Raw genomic sequence first — 19999 nt, forward strand, 5'->3', positions numbered from 1 at the left:
CCGGGCCCGGCGCGCCGGTGACTGTGGCGGCCGGGACGGCCATCGACACCTTCGGCACGATCGATACGCTGATCGGGATCGAGGACATCCGCGGCACCACGCGGGCGGACTACCTCGTCGGCAATGACGAGGCGAACCTGCTGCACGGTCGCGCCGGCGACGACTATCTGCGCGGCAACGGCAATTTCGACGATTTCATCGGCGGCGCCGGCACCGACATCCTCGATGGAACAGATGTGGTCGACGATGCCGACCCGACCGATACGGTCTTCGCGCAGTTTTCGAGCGACGATCCTTTGGCGAGCGGCGTCATCGTCAACTTCGGAGATGCGGCGGTGACGGTAGGGGCGGAAACCGTAGCCGGTCACCGCACCCGCGACGCCTACGGGTCGACCGATACGCTCATCGACATCGAGATCGCCCGCGGCACCTACAATGCCGACCATCTCTATGGCGGCGATACCGGCAACGACGACTATGAGGGCTTCGAAGGCCTCGCCGGCAACGACGTCATCGACGGCGGCAGCGGCTTCGACGAAGTCCGCTATACCAATGACGCCGGCTATCAGAACGCCGCCGGCCAGCTCGGCACGCAGGGTGTCGTGGTCAATCTCTCGACAACGGCCAGGACGGTCGATCTCGACGGCGCAGGCCCAGGCGCTCCGATCGTCGTGGCCGCCGGCACGGCCCGTGACGGCTATGGCGATACGGACACGCTGACCTCGATCGAGGGCGTCCGGGCGACCAATGCCAATGACTGGATCTTCGGCGGCGCGGGTGACGAACGCTTCCGCCTCTTCGCCGGCGCCGATGTCGTCGACGGCGGCGGCGGCACCGACCAGGTCGATTACCGGCGCGAATGGACCGGGGGCAACGGCGTCACCGTCGTGCTCGGCGGCACCGTCGCGGTGAACGGCGTCACGGCGGGCACAGCGCGCGACGTCTCAGGCGCGATCGACACCCTGATCTCGATCGAAGACATCCGCGGCACGGACGGCTCCGACGCCATCATCGGCGACAACGCCGCCAATCTTCTGCGCGGCGAAGGCGGCGGCGATAATCTCACCGGCAATGGCGGCAACGACACGCTGCATGGCGGCGCCGGGTTCGACCGCGCCAATTACGGCAACGAGTCCGGCGGCATCCCTGGTCGCGGCGTCATCGTCAATCTCTCGGCCAGCGTGATCACGGCCGATATCGGTGCCGGCTCCACCGTGGTCGCCGCCGCCTCCGCCATCGATACCTATGGCGCCACGGACACGCTGATCTCGATCGAGAATGTTCGTGGCACGAGCAACGCGGACCATATCGTCGGCGACGGCCAGTCGAATACGATCTTCTCCCGCGGCGGAGCCGACATCGTCATCGGTGGCGCGGGCAGCGACTTCCTTCATGGCGGCGGCGGCGCAGATACGCTCGACGGTTCGGTCCCAGGCGGCGACGGCTTCGATGTCGACACGGCCTTCTACCAGTCCGATCTGACCGACACGCTGACGACCGGCATCCACGTCAACTTGTCCGGCGTCGCGGTGACGCTGACGGACCCGGTCCCCGGCATCGGCACCATCACCATCGCGGCCCATTCGGCGAAGGATCCGCTTTACACAGGCGCGGCGAGCGAGGCCGTCGACACTCTGATCGACATCGAGGCCGTACGCGGAACCATGCTGTCCGATGTGCTGATCGGCGGCGACAGCCAGAACGACGCCTATGAGAGCTTCGAGGGCCTCGGCGGTGACGATTACATCGACGGCGGCTCCGGCTTTGACGAGGTCGGATATGCCAACGGGTCTTCGGTCGGCGGCACGCAGGGCGCGACCGTCAATCTGAGCGCGACAGACCGCGTGGTGAACGGGATCACCGTCGCGGCGCAAACCGCGCAGGACGGCTTCGGGGGTATCGATCGGCTCGTCTCGATCGAGGCAGCGCGTGGCTCTTCCTTCGCCGACACGTTGATCGGCGGTGACGGTGCAGAGCGCTTCTCCGGTCTCGCCGGAGCCGATGTCATCGACGGCGGCGGCGGCATCGACACGGTCAGCTATCTCTTCGATGCCAACTTCGGAGGCCAGCAGGGCGTCCAGGTCAATCTGAGCGCGGTCGCCGTCGGCACCATGGCAGCCGGCACGGCGCGCGACGGCTTCGGAACCATCGACACGCTGGTCTCGATCGAGAACGTCCAGGGCACGTTCTTCGCCGACAGCCTGATCGGCTCGTCCGAGGCCAACGCCTTCACCGGCTTCGGCGGCAACGACTTCATCTCGGGCGGCGATTTCGCTTCACCGAGCAATCCCGGCGGCGACGTCAACGACCGCGTCTTCTACAGCGGCACGCGGAGCGACTACAGCATCGCCCGCTCCGGCAACGGCCCCTCCTATACCGTCACCGATCTGCGCGCCGGCTCCCCCGACGGTTCCGATTTCGTGGTCAACGTCGAATACCTTCACTTCACCGACCAGACGCTCGATCTGCGCCAGGCCTTCAACCGCGCGCCGACGGACATCACCCTGTTCGGCTCGCAGGTCCAGGAGAACATGCCGGGCTTCGCCGTCGGCGGGCTCAATGTCAGCGACCCGGATTTCGAGACCGTCTTCACCTTCACCGTCTCCGATGCCCGTTTCGAAATCGCCAACCCCGGCTTCTACCAGCTCAAGCTGAAGGCCGGTGTCACACTCGACCACGAGACCGAGCCGACCGTCACATTCGACGTGACGGCAACGGACCTCTGGGGCGGCAGCTTCACCAAATCGCTGATGCTCGACGTCCAGAACATGAACGACGCGCCGATCGTCGCGAGCCCGATCCCGGATCAGGTCGCCACGGTCGGCCAGCCCTTCAGCTACGTCATCCCCGCCAGCACGTTCTCGGACCAGGACGGAAACACGCTCGCCCTGTTCGTGCAGAATATGCCCGGCTGGATGAGCTATGATCCGGTCACGCGGACCTTGAGCGGTACGCCGACGCCAGGCGCCCCGAGCACGACACTGACGGTTCTGGCCAATGACGGAGCCGGCGGCCAGGCTTCGGACAGCTTCCAGCTGACGGTCAGCGGTCCGGCAATCAACCAGATGCCGGTGATCGTGACCCCGATTCCCGACCAGGTGGCGCGGATCGGGCAGGCCTTCAGCTACACCATCCCGGCCGGAGCCTATGTCGACCCCGAAGGTCAACCGCTGACCATCACGGCCAGCGCTCCGGCGCCCTGGCTCAGCTACGATCCGGCAACGCGGACGATCTCGGGCACGCCGCCGGTCGGCTCATCGACCGTGACCGTCAACGTGATGATCTCGGACGGTTCGGGCGGCCTCGCATCGGACAGGTTCAATCTGTCCGTCGGGAGTCCCGGCCAGGACCTGCCGCCGACGCTCCAGTCGGAGGTGCTGAACCAGTTCGTCACGGTCGGCCAGCCGTTCAGCTACACGATCCCGGCGGATGCCTATTTCGATCCAGAAGGCCAGCCGCTGACGCTGACCCTCGTCGGTCAGCCGGCCTGGCTCAGCTTCGATCCCGTCACGCGCACGATGTCTGGGACGCCACCGGCCGATTTCCTGCAAGCCTCGCTGGCGGTGTCTGTGTCGGACGGTGTCAATCCGCCAGTCACGGATGGGTTCACGGTGACGCGAGCCGGCTATCTCAACCAGATGCCGGCCATTGTGACGCCGATCCCGGACCAGGTGGCGCGGATCGGCGAGCCTTTCAGCTACACGATTCCGGCCGGGGCGTATGTCGATCCCGAGGGGCAGCCGCTCGCTATCAGCGTGATCGCGCCCGCGCACTGGCTCAGCTACGACGCGGCGACGCGCACCATCTCCGGCACGCCGCCCGCCGGTACCATGACGTTCTCGGTCAGCGTGAACGTTAGCGACGGCTTCGGCGGCATCGCTCTCGACAGCTTCAACCTGTCCGTCGGCAGCGTCGGCCAGGACCTGCCGCCGACGTTCCAGTCGGAGGTACTGAACCAGTTCGTCACGGTCGGCCAGCCCTTCAGCTACACGATCCCGGCGAATGCCTATTTCGATCCCGAGGGCCAGCCGCTGACGCTGACCCTCGCCGGTCAGCCGGCCTGGCTCAGCTTCGATCCCGTCACGCGCACGATGTCAGGGACGCCTCCAGCGGATTTTCTGCAAGCCTCGCTGGCGGTCTTGGTATCGGATGGCGTCAATCCGCTGGTCGTCGATGGGTTCACGCTGCAGCGGGCGGGATACTTCAATCAGTCTCCCATGATCGCGGCACCGATCCCGGATCAGGTCGCTACGATCGGCCAGCCCTTCAGCTATACGATCCCTGCCGGGGCCTATGTCGATCCTGAGGGTCAGCCGCTGACCATCAATGTGATGGCCCCGACCGCTGGCTGGCTCAGCTACGATCCGGCCACACGCACGATCTCGGGCACGCCGCCCGCTGGTTCGTCCACAGTTTCGCTGCATGTGTCGGTCTCGGACGGCTTTGGCGGCATCGCCTCTGACTTCTTCAACCTGTCCGTCGGCAGTGCGCCGACCAACCAGGCCCCCACCGCGATCGCGTTGTCGGGCACCGATGTGCCGGAGAATGTCAGCTTTGCCCAAATCGGTACGGTGGTCGTCACCGATGCGGATTCGACGAGCTTCACCTTCCAGCTGTCCGATCCGCGGGTCGAGATCATCGGCGGCCCGGGAAATTACGTGCTGCGCGTCAAGGAAGAGACGGTTTTCATCGCCGAGGACACGCCGACGTTTCCGCTGACGATCACCGCCACCGACGCCCAGGGCGGTTCATTCAGCCAGACTTTCGTGATCACCGTGAACAACATCGTCGTCGCGGGCACCAACGACAACGACAACATCGTCGGCGATGACAGCAGCCAGACCATCAACGGCCTCGATGGCAACGACTACATCTTCGGACGCGGCGGCGACGATACGCTCTACGGCGACGCCGGCGACGACATCCTGATCGGCGAAGCGGGCAATGACAGCCTGTTCGGCGGCACGGGTTTCGATCATGCCAACATTCACGTCCCTTTCGGCACGCAACCGCTGAGCTATAGCGTTTCCGGCGCGATCGCCACCGTTACAGGCAGCAGCGGGCCGCTCTTTGCAATCGAGCGGCTGGCTGGCGGCACCTACGAGGTCCGCGATCTCCGTCCCGGCGCGCCCGCGGGCGTCGACACCCTGGCTGCCGATATCGAGGCTTTCACGGTGGTCATCGACCCGGAGAACCCGGGTCCCTTCCCGTTCGATGCACTGACATTGCGGCTCCAGCCCTCCGCCCAGCCGGGCTACATTGCCGGGAGCGTCTTCGGTGAAACCCTCGACGTCATGGCGCTGATGCCGACGGTCGATGCCGACACGCCGGTCTCCGTCGATGCGGGCGACGGCGACGATGCGATCACCGGCCATGCCGGCTCCAACTTTATCACCGGCGGCGCCGGCGACGACGAGATCTCCGGGGGCGGCGGCTTCGACACGGCGAGCTATGCGCTGCCCGCCGGGACGGCAGGGACCTTGTCCTCCGTCACCACCGGCAACGTTACCCTCGTGCGCCTGACCGACGGCGCGACCGTGACCGATGTGTTCCGCGTCACGGCCTCCGGTGCCTCGGTCACCGTCGAGGATCTGAGGCCAGGGTCGCCGCTGGGCACCGACATCGTCCATATCGGCTCCGGCCCGTCCTTCGAGACCGAGTTGCTCGCCTTCGCGATCAGCGGCGTCGGCAATGGGCCCCCTGTCCAGACCCTCTATCTCAATATTGCGCCGCAGGCCTTCAGCAATGCCGGCGGCGGCTTCATCCAGGGAGGCATCGGCGCCGATACGATCTCCGCCACTGTCTTCTTCGCCAGTGCCGGCGCTGCCGATGCCATCGGCATCAACGGCGGCTCCGGCGATGACGTCATCACCGGCCATGCGGGCTCGAACTTCATCACCGGGGGAGCAGGGGACGATGTCATCAGCGGCGGCGGCGGCATCGATTCCGCCGCCTTCATGTTGCCGTTGGGCACACCCGGCACGCTGAGTTCCGTCACGGCGGGAGCGGTCACGCTGGTGAAGCTGGCCGAAGGCGCCGCCACGACGGACGTCTTCCGGATCACGCAGACCGCCAGCGGCTGGACAGTCGAGGACCTGCGCCCCGGCTCCCCGCTCGGCACCGACACGCTCGACCAGACCGTCGAGAACCTGTCCATCGGGATCGAGGGCAGCCCGGGTCAGCCCCCCGTGCAGTCGCTGTTCCTGAACCTGACGCCGCAATTCTTTCCGAACGGCAATGGCGGCTTCGTGCAGGGCGGTATCGGCAGCGACGTCGTCTCGGTCGCGACTCTGGCTCCGGCTGCGGGCGCGACCGACGTCGTGGGCGTCGATGGCGGCTCCGGCGACGACATCATCACCGGCCATGGCGGCGCGAATTTCATCGAGGGCGGCGCCGGCAACGATGCGATCGCCGGCGGCGGCGGCCGCGATGTGGCGCAATACATCCTGCCGTCGGGCACGGCGGGCTTCATCGGCGCCGTTCGCGACGATGACGACGTCGTCCGCCTGACCTTGAACGACAATGGCAGCGTCAGCGACCTGTTCTCCATCGTTCGCAATGGCAATGGCACCTGGACAGTCACGGATCTGCGTCCCGGCGCACCGTTGGGCACCGATACGCTCGCGGCCGATGTCGAGCAGATCTCGGTCTTCGTGCCGTCGTCGCCGGCGGCGATCGTCGTCAACCTCGTGCCGCTGACGGAGATCGCCAACGGCGTCACTTCGGTCTTCGGTTCGATCGAGCCCGACGTCCTCACCGCGAGCGGCCCGTCCAACAGCCAGATCAACCTCTTCGGCAATCTCGGCAACGACACGCTGACCGGCCATGGCGGCACGAACTATCTCAATGGCGGGCCGGGTCGTGACGTGCTCGACGGCGCCGGCGGCAACGACACGCTGGTGGGCGGCGGTGGCGCGGACCAGATCAATGGCGGAGCCGGATCCGATCTCGTCAACTATGGCGACGAGACCGGCGTCACCGGCGTCGTCGTCAACCTGTCGGGCGCGGCCGTCACGGTCGATGGCACGGTCTTCGCGGCGCGCACCGCCCGCGACAGCTACGGCCAGACCGACACGCTCTCCGGCATAGAGAACATTCGCGGCACGACCTTCGCCGACACGCTGATCGGCGACAATCTCGAGAACGATCTCCAGGGCGGCTCCGGCAACGACACGCTGATCGGCAACGGCGCTTCGGACGGCTTCAATGGCGGCGCTGGAGACGACCTCATTGACGGCACGGCCGTGCCCGGCGACAGCGACGATACCGACCAGGTCTACTACCAGTTCACCAACGAGACCGTCGCCACGGGCGTCCGCGTCAACCTTTCGGGGAACGCGGTCACCCATCTCGATGGCGGCGTCATCGCGGCCCGCTCCGGCCAGGACAGCTATGGCGGCGTCGATACGCTGATCGACATCGAGGTCGTCCGCGGCACCAACCTCGCCGACGTGCTCTATGGCGGCGACAACGGCAATGCCGATTTCGAGGGCTTCCGCGGCCTCGGCGGAGCCGACTACATCGATGGCGGCGCCGGCTTCGACGAGGCGCGCTACGACCGCGACGCCCAGTTCGGCGGCACCGCCAGCGTGGTCGTCAACCTTAGCGGCTCGAGCCGCACGGTCGATCGCGACGGAGCCGGCCCTCAGGCGCCTGTCACGGTCGCGGCCGGTTCGGCGATCGACGGCTTCGGCACGATCGATACGCTCGTCGGCATCGAGGCGGCGCGCGGCACCGTCCAGGCCGACGTCTTCATCGGCGGCGGCGAGGACAATGCCTTCATGGGCCTCTCAGGCGCCGACAGCTTCGATGGCGGCGGCGGCACCGACACGGTGCGCTACGATCAGGAGTTCAACAATGGCGGCGCGCCCGTGGGCGTGCGGGTCAATCTGAGCGGCACCGTCCAGACCCTGGGCGGGACAGTCGTCGCGGCGGGAACGGCCATTGACAGTTTTGGCGCCACCGACAGCCTGACCAGCATCGAGACGATCCGCGGTACGCGCTTCGACGACATCGTCCATGGCGGCAATGCCGGAGAGACGCTGCGTGGCGAGGGCGGCAACGACGTCTTCTACGGCAATGGCGGGATCGACACGCTCAGGCTGAACGGCAACCGCGTCGATTACAGCGTCACTGCGATCGCGCCCGGCCGCTTCGAGGTCGTCGATCTGCGCACCGGCTCGCCTGACGGCACCGACACGATCTACGATGTCGAGCGCATCCGCTTCCTCGACGGCACGGTCGACATCTCCGTGCCCGAGGCGGCGCCGACCGACATCACCGTCACGGGCCCGCTCTCCGTGCAGGACACCAGCGGGGCCGGCACCACGGTCGCGACCTTCGGCGTCGTCGATGCGGGCGATCTCGGCCCGCACATCTACACCCTTGTGGGCGGCGCGACCGACCGTTTCGCGATCGCCGGCGACCGGCTCGTCGTCGCCGCTGGCGCGAGCTTCGACGCCGAGAACGAACCGGTGATCTCGGTGACCGTGCGCGTGACCGATCCCAGCGGGCTCAGCTATGACGAGACCTTCACCGTCACCGTCGGCAGCCGCAGCCTCGGCGGGTCCGGGAACGATACGCTGACCGGCACCGGCGGAGCGGACCGGCTGTTCGGCCAGGGCGGCAACGACATCCTGATCGGGCTCGACGGCGACGACGCGCTCAACGGCGGCACGGGCGCCGACGAGATGCAGGGCGGTGCGGGCAACGACTCCTATACGGTCGACGATGCCGGCGATCAGGCGATCGAGACCGTCGGTGGCGTCGATGCGGGCGGGCTCGATCGGGTCACGGCCTCGGTCAGCTTCACCCTCGGAGACTTTGTCGAGAACCTGACCCTGACCGGCACCGCCGACATCGACGGCACCGGCAACGGGCTGGACAACCGCCTGCTCGGCAATGCCGGCGCCAACGTCCTCGACGGACTGGACGGCGAAGACACGCTGTACGGCTATGGCGGCTCCGATACGCTGCGCGGCGGCGCCGGTAACGACCGGCTCGACGCCGGCACGGGTGCCGATCTCATGGCCGGCGGTGCCGGCGACGACACCTATTATGTCGACGATGCGCTCGACCTTGTCAGCGAGGATGACGGGCAGGGCGGCGATGCCGGCGGCCTCGATCTCGTGATGGCGACCACCAGCACGGTGCTCGCAGTGCATGTCGAAGATCTGCGACTCCTCGGCAGCGAGGCCATCGACGGCACCGGCAATGACGACGCCAACACGCTTCTGGGCAACAATGCCGCCAACCGCCTGGTCGGCCGCGGCGGCGCCGACACGCTGAACGGCTATGGCGGCAACGACATCCTCGAAGGTGGCGATGGCGAGGACATCCTCACCGGCGGCGATGGTGACGACACCCTGCGCGGCGGCGCCGATGCCGACGTGCTGAGGGGCGGAACCGGCTTCGACGCCATGTTCGGCGGCGCCGGGGACGATGTGTACTATGTCGACGATCTCGGCGACACCGTCAGCGAGGATGACGGCAGCGGCGGCGATGCCGGCGGCTTCGACACCGTCTACACCACCGTCGATCTCACGGCCGCAGAAGGGATCGAGATCATCCGCGCCAGCGGCGGGGCGGCGCTCTCGCTGACCGGCAACGACGGCGCCAACACCCTTCTCGGCAACGCGGCCGCCAACATCCTCGACGGAGCGGGTGGCGACGACACACTCAACGGCGGCGCCGGCAGCGACACGCTGCGCGGCGGCGACGACGATGACCGCCTGCTCGGCGGTGACGATGCCGACCAGCTCTTCGGCGGTGCCGGCGACGACCGCCTCGATGGTGGCGCAGGCGCGGATTGGATGAATGGCGGGTCCGGCAACGACACCTATTACGTGAATGACCTCGGCGACGTCGTCAGCGAGGATGACGGCAGCGGTGGGGATGCGGGCGGGTTCGACGTCGTCTTCAGCAGCGTCGACATGACGCTTTCCGCAGGGATCGAGAACCTGTCTCTCACCGGCGCCGCGGCCGTCAACGGCACCGGCAACGGCCTCGACAACCGCCTCCTGGGCAACAACGCGGCCAATCTCCTCATCGGAGCGGATGGCGCCGACCAGCTTGTCGGCAATGGCGGCAACGACACGCTGATCGGCGGCGGCGGCAGCGACAACCTCAATGGCGGGGCAGGCATGGACCGCCTCATCGGCGGGCTGGCGCGCGACATCCTCACGGGTGGGGCGGATGCCGACACTTTCGTCTTCGAGGCACTGCCCGACACGCGCGACACCATCACCGATTTCCAGTCGGGCCTCGACAAGATCGAGATCGCGAGCGCGGCCTTCGGGGGTGGGCTGGTTGCGGGAGGCTCGGTCAACCTCGCCGTCAACGGGCCGCTCGCGGCCGGCGTCGCCGGTTTCACCTACAGCACGACCAGCGGCGCCCTCGCCTGGGATGCCGATGGGCAGGGCGGCGCCGCCGCAGTGGCCGTGGCCGTCCTCACGACCAAGCCCCTGCTGACGGCGAGCGACTTCCAGCTCGTCTGAGGTGGCCTGACCGGCGCGCCCTGCGCGGGCGCGCCGGCCTCAGGGCCTGCGGGCTGATGCCACCTGCTTCAGGGCGAGCGCCGGAAAGAGTGTGTCGATCGCCTCGATCTCGGCCCAGAGTTCGGCGGTGATCCAGGCCCGGATGTCCCGGATGATCGGGCGCGCCGGCCGGTTGCGCGGCGTCAGCAGAACGCAGAGCCTCTCGCCCACGGTCAGCCGCTCGGCCGCGGGCACCAGGGCGCCAGATCGCAACGCATGGGCGACGACCGTGATCCAGCCGAAGGCAATGCCCTGCCCGAGCATGGCAGCCTGCACCACCACCGCATAATCGGAGAAGGTCAGCGTCTTGGCCGGCCCCGACCGCCCGGTCCGGAAGGTGCCGTGGCGGTCCGGCCAGTCCGAGGGGGAATCGGTCAGCTGGATGAGCGTGTTCCCGCCAACCATCTCATCCCCGCCAGCCGGGTAGCAATAGCCGGGGCTGCAGACCGGCAGCATGACCTCGCGGGCCACGAGCGCCTCCGATGGCACGGGTTCGTCCTCCGCCACGAAGCGCATGCCGAGATCGACATTCTCGACCGGGCCACGCAGCGAGCCGGCGATCATCTGGAAGCGCAGATCGACCTGCGGGAATCGGGCCTGGAAGCGGTCCATCCGCGGCATGAGCCAATGCGTCGTAAAGGCCGAGGAGACCGAGATCGTCACCGTCTCCTTGCCGCCGCGCAGACGCTCCACGTCGCGGAGGCCCGCCTCGATGCTACGGAAGCCCTCCGCGACGCGGCGGTAGAGAATCTCGCCCTCGGGCGTCAGCACCGCGCCCTTGCCGCCACGCTCGAACAGCCGCAGGCCGAGATGGCTTTCGAAGCGGGACAGCATCCGACTCACCGCCGGCTGCGTCACGTTCAGTTCCTCGGCCGCGCGCGTAAAGCTGCCGCTGCGCGCCGCCGCCTCGAAAACGAAGAGCGCATTGCTGGAAGACACCATGCGGCGCAGCTCGGACATGACTTCAGGTTATGCAGTTCCTGATTATTCGGCAATTGCCGTCCTGGCCTCTGATGCCCTTTCATGACGTGGTCGATTGCAGCTTGCGGCGACGGGCCCGTCAGAGGCCTGCGCCGCCGGGCGAACCGATCGGACCCGTGCCGGTGCTACATAAGATCGTCTTATGGCCCGACGGGATTTCGGTCTTTGCCTCCGCAGCCGGAGCCCGCTCCCATCGGACCGGGCTCGTGCGCGGTGGCGCTGGATCGCAACGGGAGCGGATGATGGCGAAGAGTGGCGGCGAGCGCGTCGAGATCCGGTCGGCCAGCAAGATCTACGGATCGGTGCGGGCGCTGGACGACGTCTCGCTCGACATCGCCGCGCAGGAGTTCGTCTCCCTCCTTGGCCCGTCCGGCTCCGGCAAGACGACGCTGCTCGGCATTCTCGGCGGCTTCGTCCAGCCCTCGGCCGGCACCATCCTGTTCGGTGGCCGCGACGTCACCTTCACCCCGCCGCACAAGCGCGACATCGGCATCGTCTTCCAGAACTACGCGCTGTTCCCGCATATGAGCGTCGGCGAGAACGTCGCTTTTCCGCTCAGGGCGCGGCGCCTGCCAAAATCGACCTATGCCGAGCGTGTCCGCGCGGCGCTCGCGATGGTCGACCTCGCCGGCTATGAGGAGCGCGGCATCGGCCAGCTCTCCGGCGGCCAGCGCCAGCGCGTCGCGCTCGCCCGGGCCATGATTTTCGAGCCGCGGCTGATCCTGATGGACGAGCCCCTCTCGGCGCTCGACAAACAGCTGCGCGAGACCATGCAGATCGAGTTGCGCCAGCTCCACAAACGGCTGGGCGCGACGATCATCTACGTCACCCACGACCAGCGCGAGGCGCTGACGATGAGCGACCGCGTCGCCATCCTGAAGGACGGCAAGCTCGTCCAGATCGACAAGCCCTCCCGGCTTCACGACCACCCGGCGGACGCATTTGTGGCGAGCTTCATTGGCGAGGCGACGCTGTTGCCGGTCGAGCGGGCGGGCGGCGATACCGTCTCCCTTGCCGGAACGCCGATCCGCACGGCCCGCCCCCTGCCCCCCTCCGGCGACCTCGTCCTCGCGATCCAGACCGAGAAGCTCCTGATCGAGGACGGCGCCGGAGCGCCAGAGCGCAACCGCTTCTCGGCCCGCGTCACCGACATCGTCTTCCAGGGCGAGAGCCTGCGCGTCTTTCTCGCGCTCGACGACGGCACCCCGCTCAGCCTGCGCCAGCCCAGCCATTTCGAGGCGACGAGCCGCATTCCGCCCGTCGGCGAGCGCGTCGCCATCAGCCTCCACCCGCAGGACACCATCATCGTGCCGAAGGCAGCCCGCTGACGGTCCGCACGCCATCCGATCCGCCAGACCACCAGAGAAGTCGACAGCCATGGCCCTCAAAGATTTCAAGGTTCTCACATTCGACGTCGTCGGCACGCTGATCGACTTCGAGACCGGCGTACTGAACGCTGTGCGCCGCATCGGCGGGCCGGCGGCTGCGAAGCTCAGCGACGACGACATCTTCGGGCCCTATCTGAAGGGCCGCGAGTTGAACTACGACCGCTCCAGCGAAGCGATGAAGCGCGTGTATATTCACCTCGCCCAGGAGCTTGGCCTGCCCGCCGACGAAGGCTCGGCGGATTCCTTCCAATACGCCATTCTGCAGCATCCGGCCTTTCCGGACTCCGTCGAGGCGCTGGCACGGCTGCGCAAGCATTTCCGGCTGGTCGCGATGACCAATGCCGACCGCTCCACCTTCGCCTTCTACTCCCACACGCTCGGCAACCCCTTCCATGACAGCGTCACCGCCGACGAGGCGATTGCCCCCAAGCCCGATCCGCTGTTCTTCGCCTTCAACCGCGGCCGGCAATCGGCTCATGGCTTCAAGCAGGAGGAGATCCTGCACGTCGCCCAGAGCCAGTATCACGACATCGGCGTCGCCAAATCGCTGGGCTACAGCACTTGCTGGATCGAGCGGCGGCAGGGTCAGGCCGGCTTCGGCGGCACGCCGGCCGTGCCGGAGCTGACCAAGCCGGACTACCATTTCCCGACACTGGCGGCGCTCGCCGACGCCGTCGAGGCCGGGGCCTGACGCCTTGAACGCCGTCCCGGCCTGGTCGTCGCTGGAAGCCGCGCCCTCGCTCTGGGGCGCGACGGCGACGCCGCTGCGCCCGTTCCGGGCGCTGACCGGCGATACGCAGGCCGATGTCGTCATCATCGGCGCCGGCTACACCGGCTTGTCGGCAGCGCATCACCTGACGCAGAGCGGCCTGTCCTCGATCGTGCTCGAGGCCAATCGCCCCGGTTGGGGCGCCAGCGGCCGCAATGGCGGTGTCATCACCGCCAAGTTTCGCCTCTCCTTCCCGGCCATCGCGAGCGCCTATGGCAAGCCCATGGCGAAGCGCATGTACGAGATCGCGCTGGAGGCGACCGACATCGTCACCGAGTTGGTTGAGGCCTACGGCATCGAGAGCGCCGCGCTGACCCGCTCCGGCCAGGTCAAGGCCGCCCACAACCACGAGACGCTGGCCTATGCGGTGAAGGAGGCCGACTGGCTGCGCGCCGAGCTCGGCGACACCACCATGTCGGTGCTCGATGCCGGGCGGGTGCGCGAGGAGACCGGATCCGACGGCTTCGTCGGCGGGGTCCTCAATGCCGGCTCGGGCGGCATCCATCCGCTCAACTACCTGCACGGCCTCGCCGAGGGCGTCGCGGCGCAGGGCATTCCGATCCATGCCGAAACGCCCGCCTTGCGCCTGCGCCGCGAGGGCGACGGCGTGCTCGTCGAGACGCCGGGCGGGGTCGTGCGGGCCAAGCAGGCGATCATCGCCACCAACAGCTATTCGGACCTAACCCCGGCGACGCAGGCCTATCAGCGCACGTTGATCCCCTTCCGCAGCGCCATCATCGCGACCGAGAGGCTCTCGCCCAACCTCGCCGCCACGGTGATGCCGACGCGCCGGACCTATACCGAGACCAAGCGGATGATGCGCTGGTTCCGCATGGTCGACGACCGCATCGTCTTCGGCGGGCGCGGCGCTTTCGGCAAGACGGATTCGCCCGCCGCCTTCCGCGCGCTGCACAAGGCGATGATCGGGATCTTCCCGCAGGTTGCCGACGTGCCGCTGGCCTATCGCTGGTCGGGCCTCGTCGCGATGACGCTTGATTCCGTGCCTCATGTCGGGCGCGTCGACGACCGCGTCATGCTCGCCATGGGTTACAACGGCGCCGGCGTCGCCATGTCGAGCCTGATGGGCCGCTATCTCGCAGCCTTCGCCCGCGGCGAGCGGCCCGATGTCGGCCTGCTCGATGCCGGCCGCATGCGCCGCGTTCCGTTTTACCCGCTTCGAGAGCCGGCCGTCCGCATGGTCGCCGGCTGGTACCAGCTTCTAGACGCGATCGGACGGTAGCCCTCGAAGATCCGATCCAACAACAGGGGATAAGCACATGACGAAACGAAGCCTGACCTTCGCGACCGCCTGCGCCGCCGCGGGCCTGTCCCTGGCTCTGACGAGCCCGCTCCCTGCCCAGGCGGCCGAACAGATCATGTTCGTCTCGCAGGGCGGCGCCTATCAGAAGGCGCAGACCATCGCGATCCTCGATCCCGCTGCCAAGAAGCTCGGCATCACCATCAACCAGGACAGCGTGCCCGACGCCTGGCCGATCATGCGCTCGCAGGTCGCCTCGGGGAAGCCGACCTGGGACGTCGTCGATGTCGCCACCAATTTCTGCCTGCGCGGCGGCGAGCAGGGCATCGTCGAGAAGCTCGACTTCAGCAAGATTCCCAATGCTGCGGCGATGCCGGCGGAGTACCGCAGCGACTGGTCGGTCGCCTACGAGTTCTATTCGAGCGTGCTCGGCTACAGCCTGAAGAAATTCCCGGACGCGGCGACCGCTCCCAAGACCTGGGCCGATTTCTGGGACGTGAAGAAGTTTCCGGGCCGGCGCGCGCTGCGCAACCACCCGCTCGCCACGCTCGAGGCCGCGCTGATGGCCGACGGCGTGCCGGCCAACAAGCTCTATCCGCTCGACGTCGACCGCGCCTTCAAGAAGCTGGAAGAGATCAAGCCGCACATCACCGTCTGGTGGACGTCGGGCGCGCAATCGGCCCAGCTCCTCAACGACGGCGAGGTCGACATGGTGATGGCCTGGAACGGCCGCATTTCGGCGCTCGCGAAGGAAGGCGCCAAGGTCACCTACACCTACAACCAGGGCATCCTGCAGAGCACCTCGCTCTGTGTGCTCAAGGGCGCGCCGAATCTCCCCACCGCGATCAAGTTCCTCAACGAGGCGGTCGATCCGGTGCATCAGGCCAACCTCCCGCTGCACATCGATTACGGCCCGGCCAACCCCAAGGCCTATGACACCGGTGTCATCCCGGCCGCCCGCGTCGGCGAGCTGCCGAGCGCGCCCGCCAATGCCAAGGTCCAGGCGCTGATGTCCTATGCTTGGTGGACCTCCGCAGCCGGCGAGGAGGCCGAGAAGCGCTGGCTCTCCTTCGCGCAGAAGAAGTGAGCCCCATCGTGTGACGTCATTCTCGGGCCGCGCCTAGCGCGGACCCGAGAACCTCTTGCAGGAGATGCCCGGGTCAAGCCCGGGCATGACGAGGATGCTCTCATGACCGCCATCGACCCATCCGCCCGCTACCGGCGCCGCGAGCAGGGGCTCATGCTCCTGCTCGCCTCGCCGGCCGTGCTCGTCATCCTCGCACTGGTGGTCATCCCGGTCGGCTGGCTGATGATCCAGTCCTTCTATGACGGCGGTTTCACCCTGGCTCACTACCGCCGCATCTTCAGTGAGGACATTTACTGGCGCAGCTTCGGGCTGACCTTCCGCATCGCGCTGATCGTCACCGTGATGACGCTGATCCTGGGCTACCCGGTCGCCTATGCCGCCGCCCATGTCGGGCGCCCCTGGGACGTGCTGATCCTCGCCTTCGTCATCCTGCCCTTCTGGACCAGCGTGCTGGTGCGCGCCTATGCCTGGCTTGTCCTGCTCCAGCGCACCGGCGTCACCAACCAGATGCTCGAGGGGCTGGGCCTGATCTCCGAGCCGCTGGCACTCGTCCACAACGAGCTCGGCACGATCATCGCGACCGTCCACATCCTGCTGCCCTTCATGGTGCTGCCGCTCTATTCGACCATGCAGAAAATCCCGCGCGAACTGATGCTGGCCGGCGCCAGCCTCGGCGGCGGGCCGCTGCACAGTTTTCTGCGAATTTTCCTGCCCTTGTCGCTGCCGGGCGTCGTCGCCGGGCTGACGCTGGTCTTCGTGCTGACGCTGGGCTTCTATATCACGCCCGAGCTGCTCGGCGGCGGCCGCACCATCATGATCTCGATGGTCGTGAGCCGGAACGTCGAGCTCTACAATGAGTGGGGCGCGGCCAGCGCGGTCGGGGTGGTGCTGCTGCTCTGCGTGCTGGCTATCTTCATGGCGGTGGGCCGCATCATCCCGCTCGACAAGATGCTGGGACAGAAGTGATGAGACAGCCGCTGCTGCCCCGCCTCCTCTTCGGCGCCTTCGTCGGCCTCGTGCTGATCTATCTGATCCTGCCGCTGCTGATCATCGTGCCGATGTCCTTTTCATCGACGCGCTTCCTGACCTTCCCGCCGCCGGCGCTATCGCTGCGCTGGTACGCCGAGTATTTCGGCAGCGCCAACTGGATGCAGGCGACGCGGATGAGCCTGCTGATCGGCATCCTGACGGTCATCGTCGCGACGCCGCTTGGCACCGCCGCCGCCTATGCGATCAGCCACTCGCAGACCAGGCTGATGCGCGCCCTGCACATGATGCTGATGCTGCCGCTGATCGTGCCGATCATCATCGTCGCGATCGGCATCTTCTTCGTCTATGCCAAGGTCGGGCTGATCCAGACCCTGACCGGGCTCGTGCTCGCCAATGTCATGCTGGGCCTGCCCTATGTCATCACCTCGGTCGTCGCCGGGCTGCAGAGCTTCGACAAGACGCAGGAGATGGTCGCCCGCAGCCTCGGCATGAACCGCTTCCGCGCCTTTCTCACCGTGACGCTGCCGCAGATCAAGGGCAGCGTCTTCGCCGGCGGCATCTTCGCCTTCATCTCGGCGATCGACGAGACGATCATCGCCCTCTTCGTCTCGGGCGGTCAGTACCAGACCCTGACCAAACGCATGTTCACGGCGCTACGCGACGAGATCGACCCAACCATCGCCTCGATCTCGACGCTGCTGACCGCCGCCTCCTTCATCCTCGTCCTGCTTGCGACGACGGGCCAGAAAAAGGCGGCTTGAGCCGCGCTGCGCTCAGTCAGCGCGGTCAGAAGACAAAAAAGCCGCCCTGCAAGGACGGCTCGGATCGACGTGGGACTGAAGGGCTGGACATCCAGCTGTGCAGCGCGATGGCGCTCCCATGGGAAGTCAGCATTTTGAACGCTGACAAGCATTTAGCACCGGGTTTGGGGTCTCAGTGCCCCATTGAAAAGCAAAGCGTTTTCGCGGCGCTCCCCAAACCTTTCTGACGCTCTTTCCGAGGGATATCACCATGAACGCACACGCAAACGTGGCGGCCGCAGAGGCGCGCCCAGAGTCTGCCTACGAGATCGCCAATGACCTGATGGCCCGCGCCGGGGATCTGCATCGGCTGGCCGAGGTGACCTATGCACAGGTCACGGAAATGACGGCGCCGGCCGGTTCGGCGCAGCATGACGTCCTCTGCCGCTCGGCCGCGCTCTGCCGGGTCGTCGAGGACTATGCCAAGCAGCTTGAAGCGCGTGCAGCCGACATGCATTCCGCGATCGACCGGGTGACGACATGAGCGACGCACCCGCGTTCAACCTGATCGAGATGCAAGACCACGTCCGAAAGACGGGCGCGCTCTGCGAAGCAGCCTGGCTGGCCTCGCACGGCCTGTCCAATGGCGCGGAGTCGGATGCCCTCTGCCGGCTCATCGAACTGCTTCAGGAAGATATCGCCCTTATCGCCCTGAGGCTGCATGAAGCCAACGGCGCGACGGCGCAGCAAGGGCAAGCGTTATGAGCGCCATCGACCTGGCCTTGCTCCGGGCCCGCGCCAGCGAGGCGATCGAGCGCCTGATCGAACTGCTCGACGCGATCGACGGCGACGCCGATTTCGAGTTCACCAGCGAGGACGAAGGCGCCCAGTGCGACGATGAGGGCGCGGTCGACTCCCGCGACCATCCGACAGAGCCGGGCGCCGCTGACTATCCGCACTTGCCGTGGTTCAATGAGGCGAGCGGCAAGGTCGAGACGCGGGTCTGGGAGCCGTCATGATCCTCAACAGCAAGCGCGCGACTGCAGTTCACGAGGCCGGGCATGCCGTGATCGGCCGGGTGATGGCGCAGGAGTGCGGAGAGGTGACGATCATCCCTGACCGCAGCGCCATGACGGCCGGCTACAGCATCACCGGCGACGCGTGGTCGACGATTCACGCTTGGGATCAGGCCGGCCGCTGGCGCGAGTATCGCTCGATCACGATCGGCCGCATCATCACGCTGATGGCAGGGCGGCACGCCGAGGAAGAACTGCGCGGCGTCTGCCAGGGCGGCGACGGGCACGATCAGCGTGAGATCGCGATGATGGTCGACGAAGCCGGCTGGGGCGAGCGAGGCGACACGGCGGGGGATGCCGCTGTGCTCCTGGCCCGCCTTGAGCGCTTCAGCCGCGCCGCCGTCCGCCGTCACAGGAAGGCAATTCGAGCGCTGGCGTCTGAGTTGCTGAAGCGGAAGTCAATGACCGCAGACGAGGTCGCGGAGGTCCTGCAGCCGCATCTTCCCCGGTGGCACTGGCCCCCGCGTCCGAAGGTGTTCTGCTGAGGATAGGCAAATTTGCCTGACCTGCCCCGCCGGATCGACACGGCGGGGCCTCTTAGGCGTTGCATGCCTTGAAGACAGGCGCCAGCGCAGCCGAGGCGCCGGCCAGGGAGAATGAATACTCCATCCTGCTCTTGCCCGGCGACGTCACTTCGATGAACAGCCTGCGCCCCTTGTAGAGGTCGGGCTTCGCGAATGGCAGGCGAGCGGTGACCGCCACGGCCTTGTTGAGCGGCTGCAGGTCCATCGTCTCGATCGAGCCCTTGTCGATCCTCATCCGGACTGTGTAGGCAGCCGCCTCGTCGAAGCCCGCGCCGAACAAGGCACCCAGCGTGAAGAGCCCGACGCTTGTTTGCCCCCTGATGCATCGAATTGCGATGGCGACGCCCTCGCCCTCGCGCGACGCCCACACCGTCTCGGAATCGGAAAAGCCCGATTCCTCTGTCGTTACGGTCCATCCGGCGATCTGCCGTTCGCTCGCGGCATCCGCAGCAATCGGCATCGTCAGCAGCACCGCAACCATCAGCGCTCGCATTGCGCTAGCCCTCCCCAGATACCGAAGATTGACGCAATCGCGTGCGGGTGTGAAGCGCGACCGCCCGCGCCGATACATCCACGGTCGCGGGCGGCGCTCTGCGGCGTCACGTGGTGGCGCCGGCAGTCTCAGGCAGGAACGCGGCCGGGTCGGCGCCG

At 67.1% G+C, this 19999-nt stretch carries 13 protein-coding genes; 11 read left to right on the forward strand and 2 right to left on the reverse strand.

The window, feature by feature from the left end; all coding sequences use genetic code 11:
- Positions 1 to 17 precede the first annotated feature (17 nt).
- Positions 18 to 10496 (forward strand): putative Ig domain-containing protein, encoded by a 10479-nt coding sequence (locus ACFPN9_RS03025; protein WP_377815290.1) that lies wholly within the window; start codon positions 18 to 20, stop codon positions 10494 to 10496.
- Positions 10497 to 10535: 39 nt separating this feature from the next.
- On the opposite strand, the gene ACFPN9_RS03030 is transcribed toward ACFPN9_RS03025, so the two are convergent.
- A complete protein-coding gene (locus tag ACFPN9_RS03030; protein WP_066723055.1) occupies positions 10536 to 11495 on the reverse strand; it encodes a LysR family transcriptional regulator in 960 nt (319 codons plus the stop codon).
- 263 nt (positions 11496 to 11758) lie between these two features.
- Between ACFPN9_RS03030 and ACFPN9_RS03035 the strand changes: the two genes are divergently transcribed.
- From ACFPN9_RS03035 to ACFPN9_RS03080, 10 genes are all read left to right on the forward strand, one after another.
- The gene (locus tag ACFPN9_RS03035) at positions 11759 to 12844 is read left to right on the forward strand and encodes an ABC transporter ATP-binding protein (protein ID WP_066723078.1); all 1086 of its coding nucleotides are present in this window, start codon (positions 11759 to 11761) and stop codon (positions 12842 to 12844) included.
- A gap of 49 nt (positions 12845 to 12893) precedes the next feature.
- Complete coding sequence (locus ACFPN9_RS03040) at positions 12894 to 13595, forward strand: HAD-IA family hydrolase (RefSeq protein ID WP_067254442.1); 702 nt, start codon at positions 12894 to 12896, stop codon at positions 13593 to 13595.
- Between the two features lie 4 nt (positions 13596 to 13599).
- On the forward strand, positions 13600 to 14913 hold the full coding sequence (locus tag ACFPN9_RS03045) for an NAD(P)/FAD-dependent oxidoreductase (protein WP_066733663.1): 1314 nt from the start codon (positions 13600 to 13602) through the stop codon (positions 14911 to 14913).
- 37 nt (positions 14914 to 14950) lie between these two features.
- The gene (locus ACFPN9_RS03050; protein ID WP_066733660.1) at positions 14951 to 16018 is read left to right on the forward strand and encodes an ABC transporter substrate-binding protein; all 1068 of its coding nucleotides are present in this window, start codon (positions 14951 to 14953) and stop codon (positions 16016 to 16018) included.
- A gap of 102 nt (positions 16019 to 16120) precedes the next feature.
- Positions 16121 to 16984: an ABC transporter permease gene (locus ACFPN9_RS03055; RefSeq protein WP_245282393.1), complete on the forward strand. Its 864-nt coding sequence runs from the start codon at positions 16121 to 16123 to the stop codon at positions 16982 to 16984.
- Complete coding sequence (locus ACFPN9_RS03060) at positions 16984 to 17769, forward strand: ABC transporter permease (RefSeq protein ID WP_066733657.1); 786 nt, start codon at positions 16984 to 16986, stop codon at positions 17767 to 17769. Before ACFPN9_RS03055 ends, ACFPN9_RS03060 begins: the two co-directional genes overlap by 1 nt.
- Positions 17770 to 18019: 250 nt before the next feature.
- On the forward strand, positions 18020 to 18292 hold the full coding sequence (locus tag ACFPN9_RS03065) for a hypothetical protein (RefSeq protein WP_377815296.1): 273 nt from the start codon (positions 18020 to 18022) through the stop codon (positions 18290 to 18292).
- Positions 18289 to 18513 carry a hypothetical protein gene (locus tag ACFPN9_RS03070; RefSeq protein ID WP_377815298.1) on the forward strand — a complete coding sequence of 75 codons (225 nt, stop codon included), beginning with the start codon at positions 18289 to 18291 and terminating at the stop codon, positions 18511 to 18513. Before ACFPN9_RS03065 ends, ACFPN9_RS03070 begins: the two co-directional genes overlap by 4 nt.
- Complete coding sequence (locus ACFPN9_RS03075) at positions 18510 to 18767, forward strand: hypothetical protein (protein WP_377815300.1); 258 nt, start codon at positions 18510 to 18512, stop codon at positions 18765 to 18767. The genes ACFPN9_RS03070 and ACFPN9_RS03075 overlap by 4 nt, the downstream gene beginning before the upstream one ends.
- A complete protein-coding gene (locus tag ACFPN9_RS03080; protein WP_377815302.1) occupies positions 18764 to 19309 on the forward strand; it encodes an FtsH/Yme1/Tma family ATP-dependent metallopeptidase in 546 nt (181 codons plus the stop codon). Before ACFPN9_RS03075 ends, ACFPN9_RS03080 begins: the two co-directional genes overlap by 4 nt.
- A 52-nt stretch (positions 19310 to 19361) precedes the next feature.
- Here the strand turns inward: ACFPN9_RS03080 and ACFPN9_RS03085 are convergent, their stop codons facing one another.
- Positions 19362 to 19829 carry a hypothetical protein gene (locus ACFPN9_RS03085; RefSeq protein WP_377815304.1) on the reverse strand — a complete coding sequence of 156 codons (468 nt, stop codon included), beginning with the start codon at positions 19827 to 19829 and terminating at the stop codon, positions 19362 to 19364.
- Positions 19830 to 19999: the final 170 nt, after the last annotated feature.

This window comes from Allobosea massiliensis (assembly GCF_042655245.1).
GTDB lineage: Bacteria > Pseudomonadota > Alphaproteobacteria > Rhizobiales > Beijerinckiaceae > Allobosea > Allobosea massiliensis.